This window comes from Streptomyces sp. NPDC001787 (assembly GCF_040297465.1).
Lineage (GTDB): Bacteria > Actinomycetota > Actinomycetes > Streptomycetales > Streptomycetaceae > Streptomyces.
The window spans coordinates 131,223-150,992 of sequence record NZ_JBEOZE010000019.1 but is presented as its reverse complement, the minus strand read 5'-3'; the positions used below and the strand labels follow the sequence as shown (position 1 = coordinate 150,992).

Here is a 19,770-nt window from a genome sequence, read left to right as displayed (position 1 = left end):
GCTCTGTGACGCCGCGAGGTGCCGTAGCTGTCGTCGCGCGCCCGCCAGGGCCTTACGGGTACGTCTCTGGCGCCCGGGGGAGGCTGCCGCACCGACCACAGGTGATCAACCGCGATGACGCGTACGTCACCGCTGATCCGTCACCGCTTTTCCGTCACCCGCGCCCGCGCCAACAGCCCCACTCCTCGCGCGATATCGGCCGGAGTCAGATGGGCGTAGCCGAGTACGAGGCGCACGGCGCCGTCCTCGCCGTCCGGGCCGCCCGCCGTGCCGTAGTCGTCCAGCGGGCGCAGCGCGATGCCCGCACCGGCCGCCCGGTCCAGGAACCCGCTCTCGGGGCCGTACCGTTCGGGCAGCCGCGCGATGATGTGCAGACCTGCCGCGATGCCACTGATCACGACGCCGGGGAAGTGCTCGCGCAGCGCGCCCACCATGGCGTCGCGGCGCTCCCGGTAGGCGCGCCGGCAGCGTCGCAGCTGCCGGTCGTAGCCGCCTCGCGTGATGAAGTCGGCCAGCACCGCCTGGTCGATCACGGGGTTGCCCAGATCCATCGTGCGCTTGCGCTCGACGATCGCGTCGGCCATGGACGCGGGGGCGATCAGCCACCCCAGGCGCAGCCCGGGAACCAGCGACTTGCTCACCGAACCGGTGTACGCCACGTGTTCGGGGTCCAGACCCTGCAACGCCCCGACGGGCGCCCTGTCGTACCGGAAGTCTCCGTCGTAGTCGTCCTCCATGATCACCCCATCGCCGGCACGGGCCCATTCGAGCAGCCGGCTGCGGCGCTCGGCCGAGTAGCCGATTCCGGTGGGGAACTGGTGGGCGGGCGTGGTGACGACCGCGCGGACTCCGGAAGCCAGTAGCGGATCCACCGCCAGACCCTCGTCGTCCAGGGGCAGCGGCACGACCCCCAGCCCGGTCGACGCGAACAGCGACATGTGCTCGGGGCTCCCCGGATCCTCGACGCCCACGGCCGACAGTCCTTGTCCGCGCAGTACGAACCCCAGCAGGGTGGCCGCCTGCGCGACGCCGGAACAGACCACCAGCCGTTCGGGGTCGGCGACCACTCCGCGCCGCCGTGTCAGCAGCGCGGCCAGGGCCTCGCGCAACTCCGGCAGCCCGCGCGGATCGGGGTAGCCCAGGGCGCTGTGCGGCAGTCTGCCGATGACCGCGCGCTGGGTGGCGGCCCATGCCGCACGCGGGAAGAGCGAGAGGTCCGGGGTGCCGGGCCGGAAGTCCACCCGCACACCGGGCGCGCGCGGCGCCAGATCGCGCGCGCTGTGCAGCGCCGGCCGGACGCCGCCGCTGACCCAGGTCCCCGCACCCCGCCCGCTGCGCAGATAGCTCTCCGCCACGAGCTGTTCGTACGCCTCTGTGACCAGGCCGCGCGACACCCCGAGTTCGGCGGACAGCTCACGGCTGGAAGGCAGCCTGGTCCCCGCCGCGAGACGGCCCGACCGGATCGCCTCACGCAGCGCCGACCGCAGCGCACGGCCCCGCTGCCGTGCCGGAGCGGCGGTCGCGGGGAGCAGCAGTTCCCAGGCTCCGGAGCCGGAGGCGGGCGGGCCGCAGCCGGCCTCCGGCTCACCGCGACTCTCCGTGCCGGCAGGCGAATTGGTCCCCGAAGGCATCATGGAAGTGGACCTTAAACCGGACCGGTCCGAAATCTAGCGTTGCCCGCATGAACGCACCTTCCGTACGCGGGGTACTCCTCGCCGCCCTCGCCTGCGTACTCGTGGGCGCCTCCTTCACCGCGAACAGCGTCCTCGGCGACTACCCGTACGCCGGGGGTCAGGCGCTGCGCTACGGTCTGGCCGCGCTGCTGCTCGTACCCCTGCTGCACCGGGAGGGACGCTCCGGACGCCCGGAGGGACACTCCGGAGCGGCGGAGCGAGACTCAGGACTCGCTCCGCTGCGCACTCTCTCCCGTCGGCACTGGGGCAGGCTCGCCCTACTCGCGGCGGTCGGCATGGTCGGTTTCAATCTGGCGGTCCTGGCCGCCGAGCGGTCGGCGGAACCCGCGGTGCCCGGGGTCCTCGTCGGCTGCGCGCCCATCGTCGTGGGCGTGCTCGTCCCGCTGCTGGAGGGCCGTCGCCCGTCCCGGACCGTGCTGTACGCGGCCGGGCTCGTCGCGGCCGGGGCCTTCACCGTCCAGGGATGGGGGCGTACCGACCTCGCCGGAGTCCTCTGCTCGGTGGGCGCGCTCGCCGGCGAGGTCGGATTCGCCGTGCTCGCCGTACCGCTGCTGCGCCCGCTCGGCCCGAAACTGCTGTCGGCGGCCGTCTGCGCCGTCGCCGCGCTGGAGTCCGCGCTGCTCGGTGTTGTGCTCGACGGGCCCGCCTTCCTGCGGCTGCCGACGCCCGCCGAGACGACGGCGCTGCTGTGGCAGGCCGTCGTCGTCACGGTCATCGGTTTCGTCTGCTGGTACAGCGGCATCCAGCGGATCGGCGCCGAACGCGCCACGCTCTTCTCCGGCCTGATTCCGGTCTCCGCCGCTCTCACCGCGCCCCTTGTCGGAGCCGGTGCGTACGGCATCGCCCAGGGTGCGGGCAGCCTCCTGGTCGGCGCGGGCGTGGCGCTCGGCTCCGGTGTCCTGGGGCGCGGCGCGCTCTTTGGGGCCGGTACCCGGGGCGCCGGTGGGTCAGCGGCTCGTGTCGAGTACGACGCGCGCCACCAGGGCGGGGTCGTCGTGCATCGGGACATGACCGCAGCCGGGCAGGCGTACGAGACGGGCGCCGGGGATCGTGTGCTTGGCCCGGACTCCCTGGCGGCGCAGCAGCAGCCGGTCGTGGCTGCCCCATGCGACGGTGACGGGCAGCCCCGGTACGTCGTGGGTGAAGGCGGAGCCCCGGCCGACGGCCAGCGTCTCGTGGAATCCGGTCGCCCCGCGCAGGGCCATGGTTTCCGCGAGGACCGCGTCGGGTGAGCGCCGGGCGGGCCGGGAGTAGATGGTGCTGGTCAGGGCGGTACGACCGGCCGCGCTGCGCGAGAGCCGCTCGATCGTCGTCACCGGCAGCGCCAGCGCACCCCCGCGCATCGCACGGAGGACCGCGAAGGCGTAGCGCCGCTCCGGCTCGGTCCAGAATCCGGCCGGGGACAGCGTGGTCACCGAGCGGACGAGCCCCACGCGCCCCATCTCCAGGGCGAGCAGCCCCCCGAGCGAATTGCCGGCCACATGCGGACGGCCGACGCCGAGTTCCGCACAGAAGGCCGCGAGGACCCGGGCCACCGAGTCCGTGGCGTACGGGACCCCTTCCGGCAACGCCGGGGAAGCTCCGAATCCCGGCAGGTCCACGGCTATGACGTCCCGCTCGGCGGCCAGGATCCGCAGCACCGGGTCCCAGGCCTGGCGGTGGTGGCCGATCCCGTGGAGCAGCAGCAGCGGTTCCCCGGAACCGCTCCGTTCGTACGCGAGGGAGACCGGACGGGGGCCGTCGGCCGGATCGATGGTGAAGGAGACCGTGGCGGCCATGTAGCTGCTCCCTGAAGTGGGTAGACGTCGCGTCAACAACAATTACCGTCCAGTAGCCGTCAGTTCAAGGGGGTGGAGATTCCCGCTGGACAGCGTCCGGCACGTCGGTTGGGATGGGGGAGTGGCAGCCGACACCGCGACCGATGTCTTCGAGGAACACCGGCCCGTGCTCGCCGGGGTCGCCTACCGCATGCTCGGCCGCGTCGCGGATGCCGAGGACGTGGTGCAGGAGGCCTGGCTGCGATGGTCGTCGGTGGCCCACGAGGAGGTGCGGGAACCGAGGGCTTTCCTCGTACGGATCACCACCCGTCTGGCCATCGACCGGCTCCGGCATCTCGGGTCGCGCCGCGAGAACTACGTCGGGCCCTGGCTGCCCGAACCGGTGGTCACCGACTTCGGACCCAGCGTCCCCGACACGGCGGAACGGGCCGTGCTCGCCGACTCCGTCTCCTTCGCCGTGCTGGTCGTCCTCGAATCGCTCTCGCCGCTGGAGCGCGCGGTCTTCGTCCTGCGCGAGGCCTTCGGGTTCCCGTACGCGGAGATCGCCGGTGCGCTCGACCGTACGGACGCCGCCGTGCGCCAGCTCGCGGCGCGCGCCAAGCGCCATGTGGAGGAGCGCAAGCCGCGCTACGACGTCGACCCGGCGGAGCGGCGGGATCTCACCGAGCGGTTCCTGGCCGCGGCGTCGGGCGGGGACATCGAGCGGCTCCTCGCGCTGCTGGCCCCCGATGTCCGGCTCGTCAGTGACAGCGGTGGCAAGTCGAAGGCCCCGAGGCGGATCATCGAGACGGCGGACAAGGTCGGACGGTTCCTCTTCGCGGTGGCGCACGAGGTGGGGCCGGACATGGAGTTCCGGTTCGCGGAGTTCAACGGCGGTCCGGCGCTGGCGGTGTTCTCCGGAGGAAGGCCCGACAGCTTCTTCCAGGTGGACGTCAGGGACGGACGCATTCAATGTGCCTATATTATTCGAAATCCGGACAAACTCGCCGGTCTGACTCTGGAATAGCCTGCCGCCCCAGCCGTCCGGGCTGACTTCTCGCGCCCCGCGGGACTCCTGAACGCCTGGTCACAGCCCCACTGGCCGTCCCGGCCGTGGGGCTTTGTGCTGCGCGCGGCTCACGGCGTCAAGAACGTCCTGTGAACGCTCTGCGCCAGAGTCCCGTTTCGCTCCGTTACGGACTAAGGATTGGTCTTGACCAAGGGGGTGCGCCACCCTAAGGTCACCTTAAGACAGGAACCTTTAATAAATAACGTCGCGGAATAGACGCTGGGCGATTGCGGAGGACAGGGTGGGGACCACGCAGCTGGAATCGGTACAGGAGCCGAAGTACTGGCACCTCAAGACCGTGCTCAGTGAGGCACTCGACTCGGACTTTGCGGTGGGAGCGGTCCTGCCCAACGAGCGTGACCTCGCGGCCCGGTTCGGTGTCGCACGGGCCACGCTCCGCCAGGCTCTGGAGCAGCTCGAACTCGAAGGCAGGCTGCAGCGCCGCCGCGGCGTGGGGACGACCGTCGCCCCGCCGCGCGTGGGCGTCGCGGTCTCCACCGCGCAGCACGACTGGACCGGCGGTGTCGTCGGTGAGGCATGGCAGCCCCTCGATTGCACCACCGACACGGCGCCGGCCGCGGTGGCGGGCATGCTCGACACGAGCGCCGGGGAGCCCGTCCACGTGGTGCGCCGGATCCGTGTCACCCACGGCCAGCCGGTGGCCGCCGAACTGCTGTACGTCCCGGCGACCTCGGTGCCGGACCTCTCCGCGATCGACACACCGTCCGGTCCCGCCCGCGCCAGGAGCGTGCTGCGCGAACTGCACCGGCTGGGCCTCGAAGGCCAGGACCGTTCCGTGGAGCTCGGATCGGCCCGTGCCGACGATGCCAAGGAGCTCGACCGCCTCCCCGGGGCGCCCGTTCTCGTGGTCACCACCCGCTACTTCGCCGACGGCGGCACAGCGGCCGTCTCCGTGGCCACCTACCGGGCCGACACCTGCCGGCTCACCTTCGGGGACTCCGGCGCGCTGGAGATCAGCCACGAGGGGCAGGAGCGCCAGGCCTCCTGACGCCATCGGACCCCGGGCGGCTCAGGCCGTCCGGGGACCACTCGAACAGGTTCCCTGCCGGTGGAGCCACGCCCGCCCACCGGATCCGCACCGCACGGCCCGTCGCCCCGCAGCGGCGGGCCGTTGCCGTGCCCCGGACACTTCTGCCGCCGTGCCCGGACACTCAGCGGCGGGCCGTCACGCTGCCCTCCACCGCGAACAGTTCCTCCTCGACATGGTCCAGGGCCAGTCGCAGCGCGCCGGTGGCGACAGCGGCCTCACCGAGGAGCGACAGCGCCACCTTCGGCGGGCGCAGACAATAGCGCGCCAGTTCATTGCGGAGCGGGTCCAGCACACCGTCCAGACCGGCCGCCCAGCCGCCGACCACCACCAGCTCCGGGTCGAGCGCGAGCACCAGAGCCGCGACATCGTGCACCAGCCGCTGGATGAACCGCTCGACCGCTGCCTGGGCCCCGGCATCTCCCTGGCGCGCCTGGGCGAAAACGGCGGTCACGGCGTGCTCGTCCAGGGGCACGAGCGGTGTGTCGGTCGTCGACAGCAGATGCTCCGGGGTCACGTCCCTGCCGAGCAGATGCAGAGCGCCGATCTCACCCGCCGCACCCCCGAACCCGCGGTGCAGCCGCCCCCCGATCAGCGATCCGGCACCGGGGCTCAGCCCGGCCAGGACGAAGACGATGTCGTCGGACTCGGTCGCCGCACCCTTCCAGTGCTCGGCCACCGCCGCGGCATTGGCGTCGTTCTCCACGAGAACCGGACAGCGGAAGGAGCGCCGCAGGCGCTCGCCGAGCGGGAGGCCGGTCCAGTCCGGCAACGCGGTGCCCAGCCGCACGGTCCCGTCCGCCTCCACGATGCCGGGGCTGCCCACTCCGACCGCACGCAGGCTGCTCCTGGCCACCCCGGTGCGCCGCAGCACGTCGGCGATCACGGCCCTGACCTGATCGAGCCGGTCGTCCGCGCTCGCGGTCTCGGACACCGCGCGCGATCCGGCGCCGATGATCCGTCCGTCCAGCCCCGACAGCATCGAGGAGACCCGGTGCGGGCCGATCTCGATGCCCAGCAGATGGCCTGCCTCGGCACGGAAGCGGAACCGCCGCGCGGGCCGCCCCTGGCGCCGTGCCCCGTTCTCGTCGGGCAGGGCCTCGACGACCAGGCCGGCCTCGAACAGCCCCTCGACCACGCCTTCGACGGTCGGCCTCGACAGACCGGTGATCCGGGTCAGATCCGTCAGGGTCGGAGTGCCGGCCCCTCGCAGGGCATGCAGCACCACCGCGGAATTGATCCGCCGCAACAGCGAAGGGTCCCCACCGGTCAGCCGGCCCACCGTGTGTCCTCCCAGCTCGTGCGCATGTCTGCCGGATGGTACTCGCTGGCCAGGGACACGGCGAGCGACAGCGGGAGCCGGTATCGAGCCGCAACCTGCGTCACCGCGGAGCGACGAAACCGGACTCGTACGCGGCGATGACCGCCTGCGTGCGGTCCCTCGCCCCCAACTTCGCCAGCACAGCGCTGACATGTGTCTTCACCGTCTCGACGCCGACCACCAGTTTGGCCGCGATCTCCGCGTTGGACAGTCCCCTGGCCATCAACCGGAGGACCTCGGCCTCCCGCTCCGTGAGCGCCGCACGCTCCATGGCCTCCCTGGCCCGGTTCGTCCCGTACTCGGCCGCGAGCTGCCTGACCGCTGCGGGGAACAGCAGCGACTCGCCCTCGGCTACCAGGCGCACCGCGTGCACGATCTCGGCGGGCCGGGCGCGCTTGAGGAGGAACCCATCGGCTCCCGCTCGCAGCGCCTCGTACACGTACTCGTCGTTCTCGAACGTCGTGACCACCAGGACCTTCGGCGGATCCGGCACCGTGCGCAATACCACCCGGGTCGCCTCGATGCCGTCCATCAGCGGCATCCGCACATCCATCGCCACCACGTCGGGCCGCAGCTGACGCACCAGCGGGATCACCGCGGCGCCGTCGGCCGCCTCGCCCACCACCTCGATGTCGGGCTGGGCCTCAAGGACGGCACGCAGGCCGGCACGCACGAGGGGTTCGTCGTCGACCAGAAGAACGGTAACCGGCATCGGGTCAGCGTATGCGCTCCAGCGGGAGGCTCACGCACACTCTCCACTCGCCGTCGAGGGGCCCCGCCTCTGCTCTTCCCCCCAGGAGCGCCGCCCGCTCACGTATGCCACGCAGCCCGCTGCCGCCGCCCGGCAGCCTGTCCGAACCCGTCAGCGGATTGGCCACCTCCAACTCCAGCCGGTCCCGGACCACCGCGATCCTCACCCGGACGAGGACCGATCCGGCGTGACGCAGCACATTGGTGAGGCACTCCTGAAGAATGCGGTATCCCTCGCGCGACACCGCTGCCGGCACCCGGTCCAAGGTTCCCGACACCTCCGCGTCCACCTTCGCCCCCGAGCCGCGCGCCGAGTCGAGCAGCCGGCCGGCCTCGACGAGAGTCGGCCGCCTGCTCACCGGCGTTCTGGATTCCCGCAGGACCCGAAGCACCCGCTCCAGATCCTCCAGCGCGTCACGCCCCGTTTCCTCGATGGCGGCGAGCGCGCGTTCGGTGAACTCCGGGTCCTTCGCGGTCCGTGCCGCCCCGGCCTGCACGACGGCGACCGTCAGCGCGTGGCCGATGGAGTCGTGCAGCTCGCGAGCGATGCGATTGCGCTCCAGCAACTGCTCGGTGAGCTCCTCCAAAGCGGTCATCCGCTCCACCGGCGAGGGTCCGAGCAGCCGGCGCGCGACCGCGGTGGCCAGCTCGCCCGTGAGCACGACCACGGCGATGAGCAGTACCAAGGGCAGTGGAGCCAACAGCAGCGCATGCCATCCGTGCGGATCGCTGTGTGCGAACAACCCGTCGTCACCGGGGGCCTTGCCCAGGCCGGCCCGGATCAGATCGACCGTGGTGGCGGGCAGCCAGATCGTCGCCGGCCCGGCGGCGACGGCCAGCAGCAGCCGCACCTCCAGCCAGAGAACGGTTCGCCACCGGTCCGCCCAGGTGGCGGCGACGGCCGCGGAGATCGAGGCATCCGGGCGACCACGCTCGTCAGGGGTGAGGAGCAACTGCGCCTGAACCCCTTCCGCCAGGCGCATAGCGGGGACAAGACCCACTGGCACCGCGAACAGCAGGGGCATCCACGGCGTGTCCATCGAGATGAACAGCCATACGCTGACGACGGCGGCCGGGGCGAGCAGATGCAGCCAGCGGGTGTACGTGACCGGCCTGGCCAGCGGAGCGAGGAGGTGGCGCATGCCGTCATCGTGCCAGCCGCGCAGCGGGCGACGGCTCCCCCGAGCGAGGGAGATGAACCCCACGGCAGGGGGAGGCCGTGCGGCGGGCGTGGCGGCCAGGCTGAGGACATGACCACCATCGACGTGCACGGACTCACCAAGGACTACGGCACCACCCGTGCCGTGGACCGTCTCACCTTCAGCGTGCGACCGGGCCGGGTCACCGGATTCCTCGGCCCGAACGGCGCGGGCAAGTCCACCACCATGCGGCTCGTCCTCGGTCTGGACCGGCCCTCCGGCGGCACGGCCACCATAGACGGCCAGGCGTACGCGGCGCTCAGCGCGCCGCTGCACCGCGTCGGCGCGCTGCTCGACGCCCAGTCGGCGCACGGCTCGCGGACTGCCCGCAACCACTTGCTCGCCCTCGCCACGAGCAACGGCATAGCTGCCGCACGGGTGGAGGCCGTGCTGGGGGAAGTCGGCCTCGCGCATGTCGGGGGAAAGCGGATCAGGACGTTCTCCCTCGGCATGCGCCAGCGCCTCGGGATCGCGGCAGCTCTGCTCGGGGACCCGGACGTGGTCATGCTGGACGAGCCGTCCAACGGACTTGATCCGGAAGGCATCGTCTGGATCCGCGAACTGATGAAGAGGCTGGCCCGTGAGGGCCGTACGGTTCTGGTCTCCAGCCACCTCATGAACGAGACATCGTCCTTCGCCGACCACTTGGTGGTGCTCGGCAGAGGCAGGCTCCTCGTCGACATGCCGATGCGGGAGTTCCTCGACTCCCGCAGCCGGCCCCGGGTGCGGCTGCGCACCTCCGAACCCGGCAGACTTCAGGACGTGCTGACCCGCGAGGGCCATGTGCCCGAGCGGAACGATGACGGACGTTGGACGGTCGAGGGTGTCACGGCCGAGGAGATAGGCACGCTGGCGTCCTCCGAAGGCATCCCCCTATTCGAACTCATCGACGAACGGCTGACCTTGGAACAGGCCTACCTCGGCCTCACGGCTGACGAGGCGGAATTCTCGGCCGGCACGATGTCCACCGCCGACCGTCAGGAGGCGTGACCATGTCCCCGACCGCGGTGCTCCACTCCGAGTGGATCAAAGTCAGATCGCTGCGCTCCATCTCCGGCTCGCTGTCAGCGGTGTTCCTCGTCACGCTCGCCATCACCGTGCTGACCTTCGCCATCGACGGAGGGGCGGATACGGACAGCGCGGATGCGGACCCGGTGTTCGACGCCCTCTACGCCCTGAACTTCGGGCAGCTGGCGGCCATCAGCTTCGGCGCGACGGCACTCTCCTCGGAGTTCGTCAACGGTGCCCTGCGGGTATCGCTGTCGGCGGTCCCGCGCCGTGGACTCTTCTACGCGGCCAAGATGGCTGCCGTGGGCGGACCGGCCCTTGGCGTGGGGCTGGTCACCAGCTTTGCGGCGTTCCTGGTGGGACAGCTCTTCATGGGGGAGGACGCGATCGGCCTGGGGCATCCGGGTGCGTTGCGGGCGGCGCTCGGCGGTGGTGTCTATCTCGCGCTGATGGCCCTGCTCGCGGCAGGGCTGGCGGCACTGCTCCGCAGTGCGGTGGCCGTGCTCAGCCTTCTCATACCCTTCATCCTGATCGCCTCCTTCGTGATCGGGGACATCGCCGGGGACGCGGCCCAGTATCTGCCGGACCGAGCGGGGCAACTGGTGCTGCACGGGAGTCCGGACGGAAGCATCGGCCCATGGGCGGGGCTGGCGGTGACGGCGGCCTGGACCACGGCCGCTCTGGTGGCGGGATGGTGGGCTGTACGGAATCGGGACGCCTGAGCGGCCGGAGCGGGAAGGGAAGATACCCGAGGCTGGCTGGGGCTGGGGCTGACTGGGATTGAGGCTCTCCGTGACTGAGGCTCACCGGGCCGGGGTGCTTCGGAGGCCGGGGCAGAGGGGCACTTGTCAGTGCGAGGCGGTTTACTGACGGTATGACGACCGCACACCATCTCCGCCTCATCGACGGGTTGCGCACCAAGGGATTTCCCGCGGAGCGTATCCCCTCGGGCTCGGGAGTCAGTGGGCCCGGCTATCACACAGCATCCCTGCACTCGGACGAGGAGTGCTGGGACGACGGTGAGGCCGGCCGTCTGGAGCACAGAGCTCAGTGCCTCGCGGAACACGACGCACTGATCACGCTGCTCACCTCACGCTGGGGTGAGCCGCAGATGGTGAGTCTGTGGAGTGCGCAGGAGCGGATGATGGCGGGCGAGACGATCCCCGAGCCATGGGCGGATCCGGTCGCCGGCTGTGAGTACCTTCAGCTCTGGAGGATCGAGGACCGATGGGTGGCGATGGGGCTCTTCCTCGAAGAGGACGGCCCTGGCTGCGAGCTGACCGTCCTGGTGACGGTGATCGACCCGCCCTGACGCGATGGGCCCGCGCGGACCGCCGTTCGGACTCCTTGACCGTCTTGATCGTCGGCGGTCACCGGCCGGCCGCAGGCCGACCAGACGGTGGCTCCTGGCGTCGGGTGTCAGCCGTCGGTGTCACGCGGCGGTGGGTGGGGTCGAGAGGGTGGCTTCGCGGAGACGGGCGTACTCGTCCGCCATGGTCCGCACGGTCCAGTGGGCGTTGAGGCCACTGGGGTTGGGCAGAGCCCATACGCGGGCACCACCGATCGTCCGGTCCTGCGGGCCGATAGAGGCCTTGCGTTCGCCGAAGGCCGTGCGATAGGCCGTGACACCGACCACGGCGAGCCACAACGGTGCCAGGCGCTCCGTCTTCTCGGCCAGGATCCGGCCACCTTCACGGAATTCGTCGGCCCCGAGTTCGTCCGCCCGAGCCGTGGCCCGCGCCACCACGTTGGTGATGCCCAGACCGTGGTTCAGCAACTCGCCCTGCTCGGAGGGCATCAGCCTGCGGGGTGTGAAGCCCGAGAGATGGAGCACCGGCCAGAAGCGGTTGCCGGGGTGGGCGAAATGGTGGCCCGTGACGGCGGTCGTCAGGCTGGGATTGATGCCGCAGAACAGCACCCGCAGGCCGCCCGCGACCACATCGGGAACGATGCGGTCACGAGCGGCCCTGAGCTCCTCGGGTGTCATCGGGTGACAGCGACGGATGTCAGAGGATGGATCCGGGGGTGTAGGCCGCGGCGTCCGGGTGCTGCTTGGTGATGTCCTCGATCCGGGACACCAGAGCGGTGACCTGGTCTCCCGCCGCGCCGGTGAAGGAGAGCTTGTCGGCCATCAGCGCGTCGAGCTCCGCCCGGTCGAGCGGGATGCGCTCGTCGGCGGCGAGCTTGTCCAGCAGCTCGTTGCGCTCCGCGCCCTGCTCCCGCATCGCCAGAGCGGAGGCGACCGCGTTCTCCTTGATGGCCTCGTGGGCGACCTCGCGGCCCACCCCGGCCCGGACAGCACCCATGAGCACCTTGGTCGTGGCCAGGAACGGCAGGTAGCGGTCCAGCTCCCGGGCCACGACCGCGGGGAACGCGCCGAACTCGTCGAGCACGGTCAGGAACGTCTCCAGCAGACCGTCGAACGCGAAGAAGGCATCGGGCAGGGCCACCCGGCGGACCACGGAACAGGACACATCGCCCTCGTTCCACTGGTCACCGGCCAGCTCGCCCGTCATCGAGGCGTAGCCGCGCAGGATGACCATCAGGCCGTTCACGCGCTCGCAGGAGCGGGTGTTCATCTTGTGCGGCATGGCGGACGAGCCGACCTGGCCGGGCTTGAAGCCCTCGGTGACCAGCTCGTGGCCTGCCATCAGCCGGATCGTCTTCGCCACCGAGGAGGGCGCCGCGGCCAGCTGTACCAGCGCGGTCACCACGTCGTAGTCGAGCGAGCGGGGATAGACCTGGCCGACCGAGGTGAAGGCCTGGGCGAAGCCGAGGTGCCCGGCGATGCGCTGTTCGAGGTCGGCGAGCTTCCCGGCGTCCCCGCCCAGCAGGTCGAGCATGTCCTGCGCCGTGCCGACCGGGCCCTTGATGCCGCGCAGGGGGTAGCGGCCGAGCAGGTCCTCCAGCCGTCCGTACGCCACCAGCAGCTCGTCCGCGGCCGTCGCGAAGCGCTTGCCGAGGGTCGTCGCCTGAGCGGCGACATTGTGGGAACGCCCCGCGATGACCAGCTCGCGGTACTCGCCCGCCAGCTTGCCCAGACGCGCCAGGACGGCCACCGTCCGGTCGCGCATGAGCTCCAGCGAGAGCCGGATCTGGAGCTGCTCGACGTTCTCGGTCAGGTCCCGGGACGTCATGCCCTTGTGGACCTGCTCGTGGCCGGCGAGGGCGTTGAACTCCTCGATCCGGGCCTTCACGTCGTGCCGCGTGACCTTCTCGCGCTCGGCGATCGAGGCCAGGTCGACCTGGTCGAGGACGCGCTCGTAGTCGGCGATGGCCGCGTCGGGCACCTCGATCCCGAGGTCCTTCTGAGCGCGCAGCACCGCCAGCCACAGCTGACGCTCCAGCTTCACCTTCTGCTCGGGGGACCAGAGGACGGCCAGCTCCGTGGAGGCGTAGCGGCCGGCCAGGACATTGGGGATGCGAGGCTTCGCAGACACAGCAGTCACGTAAACAGATTCTACTGGCGGTTTGTGCAGGCCAGCGCCGCGGCCCCGTTTGTGGCTTGCTACGAACACGCGCCGGAGGAGCGTGGACGCGGCAGTGGAGGCGGGGCGGTGCGGATGAGGCGGCGAAGGCGGGAGCGGGCGGAGCACGCCGTGGGCGAGTATCCGAGCGGCGAGCGGCGACTGGTGCCGAGCTCCGCCCGCGGGTCCCGGAGTGTCAGCTTCCGGACTCGTCCGTCCGACGCCACCCCGTCACCGGCCCCGGATCCGAGGCGTCCTCGGGCGTGATCCAGAAGGCCCTGCCCGTTTCGGCGCTGAACTGCGCTCCCGTCCGGCCGTCCCCGGACGACCGGCCCGTGAGCCGTCGCCCGATCCAGGGAGCCAGATGCTGCCGGGCGAAGCGCAGATCGTCGGCCCGCCGCGTCGCCCAGCGGGGCGGCGGCGTCGCCGGTACGGGCGACTGCCAGTCGTGCTCGGCAGGCAGGCCGAGCGTCTGCCAGACCGCCTCGGCCACCCTGCGGTGTCCTTCGGCCGTGAGGTGCAGCCGGTCGACGTCCCACATCCGGGGATCGCCGAGCGACGGCGCGCCGTAGAGATCCACCACGAGAGCCCCGTGCCGGTCGGCCAGGTCGCCGACCAGGGAGAACAGCTCCTCCATGCGCGGACGGAAGCGCTCCATCACCGGGCCGTTGCGGCCGGGGCTGCGCATGAGGACCAGGTGCTTGCAGGACGGGGCCAGCCGCTCCACCGCTTCTTCGAGCCGTCCGCGCACCATGCCCATGTCGCACTTGGGCCTCAGCGTGTCGTTGAGACCGCCCACCAGGGTGATCACATCCGCGTCCATGGCAGCCGCGGGGCCCACCTGCTCGTCGACGATCTGGCCGATCAGCTTTCCGCGTACGGCGAGATTGGCGTACCGGAATCCGGGGGACCGGGCCGCGAGCCGGGAGGCGAGGACATCGGCCCAGCCCCGGTACGTGCCGTCGGCCAGCAAGTCCGACATGCCCTCGGTGAACGAGTCGCCGACCGCGACAAAGCTGGTGTAGGTGGCATTCAATTCCATGGCCCTGCGATCGTACCGTGACGGCCGTGCCGGGCTCCGGGGTCGCGCAAAGCCCAGTCAGCGCACAGTCCGGTCCGCGCACAGGCAAGTCGCCGCACAGCCGAAGGGGGGCGGGGGACGGCTCCGCAACCGTCCCCCGCCCCCGCGCCTGCCTGACTCACGGGCCTGACTCACGGGCCCAGGGGCCCGGGAACTCAGCGCGCCTGCGGTCTGCCCACGAGTTCGCGCAGGACGTCCTCCATCGTGACCATGCCGGCCAGCCGGTCGTCCTCGTCGAGCACGGCCGCCAGATGTGTACGGCTGCGCCTGAGCGCCGTCAGCACGTCATCGAGCGGGGTCGACGCGCGCACCCGCGCGATCGGCCGCATCGCGGTCACCGGGAAGGGGACATCGCGCGGTGTCGCGTCCAGAGCGTCCTTCACATGGAGATAGCCCAGGATGCGCTCCTCGCTGTCCATCACGGGAAAGCGCGAGAAACCGGACTCGGACGAGAGCCGCTCCAGCTCCTCGGGTGTGGTGCCGACCTTGGCGTACATCACCCGGTCGACCGGCATGAGCACGTCCTGTACGGGGCGACGGCCCAGCTCCAGGGCGTGCCGCAGCCGCTGCGCCGACCGGTCGTCGACCAGCCCGGCATCCCCGGCGTCCTTCACCAGCCGTGCCAGCTCGTCGTCCGAGAACGTCGCGGACACCTCGTCCTTGGCCTCCACGCGCAGGAGCTTGAGCAGCGCGTTGGCGAAGGCGTTGATCGTGAAGATCACCGGGCGCAGGGCCCTGGCGAGGGCCACCAGGGGCGGTCCGAGGAGCAGCGCGCTGCGGGCCGGTTCGGCCAGCGCGATGTTCTTCGGCACCATTTCGCCCAGCAGCATGTGCAGATACGTGGCCACGGACAGGGCGATCACGAACGAGATCGGATGGACCAGTCCGTGCGGTACGCCCACCGCGTCGAATACGGGCTCCAGCAGGTGTGCGATGGCGGGCTCGGCGACGATACCCAGCACCAGTGTGCAGAGGGTGATGCCGAGCTGGGCGGCGGCGAGCAGCGCGGACACGTGCTCCAGGCCCCAGATGACACTGCGGGCCCGCCGGTTGCCGGCCTCGGCCTCCGGCTCGATCTGGCTGCGGCGTACGGAGATCAGCGCGAACTCCGCGCCGACGAAGAAGGCGTTGACCACGAGGGTCATCAGGCCGATGAAGAGCTGAAGGGCGATCATCGCGCGTCCTCCGTCTCTTCCCCGGAAGCGGGCAGCGGGGCGTGCAGCAGGGCGCGTGCGGCCCTGCGCCCGGAGGCGTCCACCACATCGATCCGCCAGTCGGCCAGCTCGACGGTGTCACCCACCGCCGGGATGCGGCCGACCTCGTTGGCGATCAGCCCGGCCAGCGTCTCGTACGGTCCGTCCGGCACCCGTAGCCCGATGGTCCTGAGCTGGTCGGTGCGGGCCGCGCCGTCGGCCGACCACAGGGTGCGTCCGTCGGCGTCCTCACCGGCGGGGGCCAGGTCGGGGGTCTCGTGCGGGTCGTGCTCGTCGCGCACCTCGCCGACGACCTCCTCGACGATGTCCTCCAGGGTCACCACACCGGCCGTGCCGCCGTACTCGTCGATCACGACGGCCATGGCGATCTTGCCGGACAGCCGGTCCAGCAGGCGGTCCACGGTGAGGGTCTCGGGCACGAGGAGCGGTTCGCGCAGCATCTCCGAGACGCGCTTGCGGGGCCTCTGCTCGGCCGGTATCGCCAGCACGTCCTTGATGTGCGCGACGCCGACGACCGTGTCGAGGCTGCCGCGGTAGACGGGGAAGCGGGACAGTCCGGTCGCCCGGGTGGCATTGGCGACGTCCTCGGCCGTCGCCTGCAGATCCAGGGCGGTGACCTGGACGCGCGGGGTCATCACGTTCTCCGCGGTCAGTTCCGCCAGGTTGAGGGTGCGGACGAAGAGTTCGGCGGTGTCCGCCTCCAGCGCGCCCTCCTTGGCGGAGTGACGGGCCAGGGCCACCAGTTCCTGGGGGCTGCGGGCGGAGGCCAGCTCCTCGGCCGGTTCGAGGCCGAAGCGGCGCAGAATCCGGTTGGCGGTGTTGTTCAGATGGCTGATGAAGGGCCGGAACACCGCGGTGAACGCCCGCTGCGGAGTGGCGACCGCCTTGGCCACGGCGAGCGGGGAGGAGATCGCCCAGTTCTTCGGGACGAGCTCGCCGACCACCATCAGGACCACGGTGGACAGGGCGGTACCGATCACGAGGGCGACCGAGGACGACACGCTGGGGGAGAGGCCGATCGCCTCCAGCGGTCCGCGGATGAGTTTGGAGATCGACGGTTCGGAGAGCATGCCGACCACCAGGTTGGTGACGGTGATGCCGAGCTGGGCGCCGGAGAGCTGGAAGGTGAGGCTGCGGACGGCCTTCAGGGCACTGGCGGCGCCCCGCTCGCCCCGCTCCACGGCCCGTTCGAGCTCGCCGCGCTCCACCGTGGTCAGCGAGAATTCCGCCGCGACGAAGGCGCCACAGGCCAGGGAGAGCAGTACCGCGACGAGCAGCAGCAGCACTTCGGTCATCGGTTCACCTCCGTCCCATGATCGGGCAGGGGCAGGAGGATCGCGCGATGTCGGCGATGTCGGCTACTGGGAGGCTCGCCCATGGGCGGACGCTCACACCTTTCGTCAAGGGGGTGGTCGGATGAGATCCCATAGTAAAGGACCAGCAAAATTGCGTGCGGGGAGGAGCGGCGGGTACGCGAGGTCAGTCGGTCAGGTGGCGCACCCAGCGGCTCCACTGCGGTTCCGGCGCGTACCCCGCTGCCCGCCAGGCATGCTGCGCCAGTTCGTTGCGGTCGAGGACCATGGCGTCGCCCCTGCGCCCTCCCAGCCGGACGAACCGCTCCTCCGCCGCCGCGAGCAGCGCTCCGCCCACACCCCGGCGGCGCTGGTCCGGGTGGACGGCGAGCCGGTAGAGGTGGCATCGCCAGCCGTCGAAGCCCGCGATCACGGTCCCGGCGAGCACGCCGTCCCGCTCGGCGAGGATCAGGGACTCGGCATCGCGTTCCACCAGACGCGCGATGCCGTCCCGGTCGTCACTGATGCTCGTGCCCTCCGCGGCCACCTTCCAGAACGCGAGGACCGCGTCCAGGTCCGCGGGGGTCGCGGCACGTATCGAAAGATCGTTCATGCGGCAATCCCACCACCGGGCGACCGGAGCGTCGACCCCGTTTCGCTGTCCGGGCTGCCGCGCGGCGGAGCCCTGCGGCGGCCCGGTCGATGGCCATGCCACCCACCATGCGCGCACCCGGGCTCCTCTTGCCGGTGCTAGCGGAGGCGCGCTAGCGTGATGGCTGTGCCCAAGACTCAGCTGAACGTTCGAGTGGACGAGGCCACCGCCGAGGCCGCGCGTCAGCGCGCGCTGCAGAGGGGGATGAGCGTGAACCGCTATATAGAGGAGCTCGTCAAACAGGACGCGGGCGAAGTGGGACACACCTTCGTCGAGGCGGCTGCGGACTTCATGAAGCAGTACGAGTCGGTGTTCGCCGAGGAGTTCGGCCCGGAGCGCGAAGGTACCCGTTGAACCTACGGATCGACCTCTCCTGGCTGCTCATGGTCGCCGAGCACAAGACGCCCGGTGATCCGCAGGTCGTCGACTGGGGCGCGCTCGTCGCCGCGGTCAGCCGCCACGAGGCGGAGATCTTCGGCAGCCCCGTCTACAGCGATCCGCACTCCCGCGCCGCTGCCCTGCTGCAACTGCTGCTCCACGTTCCCGCGCTCGAACGCTCCAACGCGATGTTCGCCTCCGCTGTCGCGTACGGATATCTCGTCGCTTCCGGGCTCAAGGTCATCACCTCGCCCGAGCAGGTGCGTGATCTGGCCCGACTGGTCAAGGAGGGCAAGGCGGACGTCCGGGCCATCGCGGACGAGCTCCGGCAATGGAGCGTGTGAGCCTCCGGGAGTGGAGTGTGTGAGCCCAGCCCCACCGTCGCCGGCTCTCCCCGGCAGGTCAGTCCACCGCGAAGGGGCGGCGGGCCACTCCGAGGACACAGGGGGAGGGCGGCAGCTGCACGCCCTTCTCCGGAATCCGCAGCCTGCGGTGGGCGCCCAGCTCGAAGCCGGCCGTCTCGATCGCGGCCAGGGTGTCGCGAGCGGTGTGGCAGCCGCCGAAGAGCAGGGGCCAGACGGTCCTGTCCACGGCCCGCTGTGTCGCGGCCAGCGCCCGGCCCGGCGCCAGCCCGTGCTCGAAGAACCGCAGTTCACCACCGGGCCGCAGGACCCGCTTGATCTCGGCGAGGGCCCGGGGCAGGTCCCGCACCGTGCACAGGACCAAGGAGGCCACGGCGACGTCGAACGCCTCGCTCTTGACCGGCAGCGCCTCCGCGGCACCGGGCACCACGTCCACCGGCACCTCGGACCGCATCGCGGCACGGACCGCCAGCTGCCGGAGCGTGCGTTCCGGTTCGATGGCCACCACCTCGGACACGGCGCCCGGATAGTGCGCGAAGTTCAGTCCGTTTCCGGCCCCGATCTCGATCACCCGGCCGGAGACCCCCGCCAGCAGCTCCCGGCGATACGCGGCGATGCCGCCCCGCCGGTCGGCGTCCACGCTCATCCGCGCGTAGAACCGTGCGAAGACCGGGTGATGCACGGCGTCCCGGGGAATCTTCCTGCTGCGCAGATGCATATCGGGCCTCCGTGACGGGAAAGCAGTCGCTCCCTTCGATTCTCCCCCGTATCGGCGTCCTCAGCCCTTCATCGTCCGGGACCGGACCCCGCCGATCTCCGGAGCCAGCCAATGGGCCGCCCGCGCACGGAAATCGACGGGTGCCAGCGACCCCGCACCGGCCGGGACGGCACCCAGCAGCGGAGCTCCGGCCACCACCGGCAGATCGTCCACATTGCACGACGCGGCCAGATCCGGTTCGTCCGGCATGCTGCCCACCACCACACCGAGGCATTCCAGGCCCCTGGCCCGCAGTGCCTCCGCCGTCAGCGCCGTGGCGTTGAGCGTGCCCAGACCCGCGGGCACCACCACCAGGACCGGCGCCGCCAGCAGCCGCGCCGCGTCCGCGAGCGTGCCGCCCTCGTCGTCGAACCGTACGAGCAGTCCGCCCGCACCCTCCACCAGCACCAGATCGTGCTCGGTGGCCAGCTTTCCGGCCGCCTCGGCGACCTCGAAGGGCCGCACGGGCGCGAGACCCGCCCGCCGGGCCGCGGTCGCCGGGGCCAGCGGCTCGGGGAACCTGGCCAGTTCGACCGGCGTCACATGACCGCCGGCAAGGCGCACCACCTCGGCCGCGTCCCCGGGCTCCCCCGGGGCGAGGCCCGTCTGGGCGGGCTTGAGCACCGCGACCCGGCGGCCCCGGGCGGCCGCGGCCACGGCGGCGGTCACCACCGTCTTCCCGATCTCGGTGCCCGTACCGGACACCACCAGAATCGTCATG

General features: G+C 71.2%; 20 protein-coding genes and 1 pseudogene. 8 read left to right on the top strand and 13 right to left on the bottom strand.

Features of this window, described 5'->3' with window-relative positions; translation table 11 throughout:
* Positions 1-140 precede the first annotated feature (140 nt).
* Entirely contained in the window at positions 141-1,634 is a 1,494-nt protein-coding gene (pdxR, locus tag ABT170_RS24955; RefSeq protein ID WP_329943060.1) for a MocR-like pyridoxine biosynthesis transcription factor PdxR, read from the bottom strand.
* A gap of 47 nt (positions 1,635-1,681) precedes the next feature.
* Here pdxR and ABT170_RS40625 point away from each other — a divergent pair.
* Positions 1,682-2,137: pseudogene (locus ABT170_RS40625) on the top strand (EamA family transporter); the annotation flags it as partial.
* 504 nt (positions 2,138-2,641) lie between these two features.
* Here ABT170_RS40625 and ABT170_RS24945 read toward each other — a convergent pair.
* Entirely contained in the window at positions 2,642-3,472 is an 831-nt protein-coding gene (locus tag ABT170_RS24945; RefSeq protein ID WP_351870895.1) for an alpha/beta fold hydrolase, read from the bottom strand.
* Between the two features lie 121 nt (positions 3,473-3,593).
* Between ABT170_RS24945 and ABT170_RS24940 the strand changes: the two genes are divergently transcribed.
* Together ABT170_RS24940 and ABT170_RS24935 are read left to right on the top strand one after the other, a co-directional pair.
* Entirely contained in the window at positions 3,594-4,478 is an 885-nt protein-coding gene (locus ABT170_RS24940) for an RNA polymerase sigma-70 factor (RefSeq protein WP_351870892.1), read from the top strand.
* Positions 4,479-4,761: 283 nt separating this feature from the next.
* Positions 4,762-5,529 (top strand): GntR family transcriptional regulator, encoded by a 768-nt coding sequence (locus tag ABT170_RS24935; RefSeq protein ID WP_329943063.1) that lies wholly within the window; start codon positions 4,762-4,764, stop codon positions 5,527-5,529.
* A gap of 163 nt (positions 5,530-5,692) precedes the next feature.
* On the opposite strand, the gene ABT170_RS24930 is transcribed toward ABT170_RS24935, so the two are convergent.
* From ABT170_RS24930 to ABT170_RS24920, 3 genes are all read right to left on the bottom strand, one after another.
* Positions 5,693-6,850, bottom strand: coding sequence for an ROK family transcriptional regulator (locus tag ABT170_RS24930; RefSeq protein WP_329943064.1), 1,158 nt, complete (start codon positions 6,848-6,850; stop codon positions 5,693-5,695).
* 100 nt (positions 6,851-6,950) lie between these two features.
* Entirely contained in the window at positions 6,951-7,601 is a 651-nt protein-coding gene (locus tag ABT170_RS24925) for a response regulator (RefSeq protein WP_329943065.1), read from the bottom strand.
* Between the two features lie 4 nt (positions 7,602-7,605).
* Positions 7,606-8,781: a sensor histidine kinase gene (locus ABT170_RS24920; protein WP_351870887.1), complete on the bottom strand. Its 1,176-nt coding sequence runs from the start codon at positions 8,779-8,781 to the stop codon at positions 7,606-7,608.
* A gap of 108 nt (positions 8,782-8,889) precedes the next feature.
* Between ABT170_RS24920 and ABT170_RS24915 the strand changes: the two genes are divergently transcribed.
* The 3 genes from ABT170_RS24915 (at position 8,890) to ABT170_RS24905 (ending at position 11,158) form a co-directional block, all read left to right on the top strand.
* Positions 8,890-9,828, top strand: coding sequence for an ATP-binding cassette domain-containing protein (locus tag ABT170_RS24915; protein ID WP_329943067.1), 939 nt, complete (start codon positions 8,890-8,892; stop codon positions 9,826-9,828).
* 2 nt (positions 9,829-9,830) lie between these two features.
* Positions 9,831-10,568 carry an ABC transporter permease gene (locus ABT170_RS24910; protein ID WP_329943068.1) on the top strand — a complete coding sequence of 246 codons (738 nt, stop codon included), beginning with the start codon at positions 9,831-9,833 and terminating at the stop codon, positions 10,566-10,568.
* A 152-nt stretch (positions 10,569-10,720) separates the two neighbouring features.
* Positions 10,721-11,158, top strand: coding sequence for a hypothetical protein (locus tag ABT170_RS24905; RefSeq protein WP_329943069.1), 438 nt, complete (start codon positions 10,721-10,723; stop codon positions 11,156-11,158).
* Between the two features lie 120 nt (positions 11,159-11,278).
* Here ABT170_RS24905 and mug read toward each other — a convergent pair whose 3' ends face one another.
* From mug to ABT170_RS24875, 6 genes are all read right to left on the bottom strand, one after another.
* Positions 11,279-11,833, bottom strand: coding sequence for a G/U mismatch-specific DNA glycosylase (gene mug / locus ABT170_RS24900; protein WP_329943070.1), 555 nt, complete (start codon positions 11,831-11,833; stop codon positions 11,279-11,281).
* Positions 11,834-11,852: 19 nt separating this feature from the next.
* A complete protein-coding gene (gene purB / locus ABT170_RS24895; RefSeq protein WP_351870883.1) occupies positions 11,853-13,295 on the bottom strand; it encodes an adenylosuccinate lyase in 1,443 nt (480 codons plus the stop codon).
* 214 nt (positions 13,296-13,509) lie between these two features.
* On the bottom strand, positions 13,510-14,355 hold the full coding sequence (locus ABT170_RS24890; RefSeq protein WP_329943072.1) for an SGNH/GDSL hydrolase family protein: 846 nt from the start codon (positions 14,353-14,355) through the stop codon (positions 13,510-13,512).
* Between the two features lie 194 nt (positions 14,356-14,549).
* Entirely contained in the window at positions 14,550-15,569 is a 1,020-nt protein-coding gene (locus ABT170_RS24885) for a hemolysin family protein (protein WP_329943073.1), read from the bottom strand.
* Entirely contained in the window at positions 15,566-16,903 is a 1,338-nt protein-coding gene (locus tag ABT170_RS24880) for a hemolysin family protein (RefSeq protein WP_329943074.1), read from the bottom strand. The genes ABT170_RS24885 and ABT170_RS24880 overlap by 4 nt, the downstream gene beginning before the upstream one ends.
* Before the next feature lie 184 nt (positions 16,904-17,087).
* Positions 17,088-17,513, bottom strand: a complete 426-nt coding sequence (locus ABT170_RS24875; protein ID WP_351870878.1) for a GNAT family N-acetyltransferase — start codon at positions 17,511-17,513, stop codon at positions 17,088-17,090.
* A gap of 165 nt (positions 17,514-17,678) precedes the next feature.
* Between ABT170_RS24875 and ABT170_RS24870 the strand changes: the two genes are divergently transcribed.
* A complete protein-coding gene (locus ABT170_RS24870) occupies positions 17,679-17,906 on the top strand; it encodes a hypothetical protein (protein WP_014157595.1) in 228 nt (75 codons plus the stop codon).
* Complete coding sequence (locus tag ABT170_RS24865; RefSeq protein ID WP_073718785.1) at positions 17,903-18,274, top strand: fic family toxin-antitoxin system, toxin component; 372 nt, start codon at positions 17,903-17,905, stop codon at positions 18,272-18,274. The genes ABT170_RS24870 and ABT170_RS24865 overlap by 4 nt, the downstream gene beginning before the upstream one ends.
* 58 nt (positions 18,275-18,332) lie before the next feature.
* Here the strand turns inward: ABT170_RS24865 and ABT170_RS24860 are convergent, their stop codons facing one another.
* Complete coding sequence (locus tag ABT170_RS24860) at positions 18,333-19,010, bottom strand: class I SAM-dependent methyltransferase (protein WP_329943076.1); 678 nt, start codon at positions 19,008-19,010, stop codon at positions 18,333-18,335.
* 60 nt (positions 19,011-19,070) lie between these two features.
* A complete protein-coding gene (bioD, locus tag ABT170_RS24855) occupies positions 19,071-19,769 on the bottom strand; it encodes a dethiobiotin synthase (RefSeq protein ID WP_329943077.1) in 699 nt (232 codons plus the stop codon).
* Position 19,770: the final 1 nt, after the last annotated feature.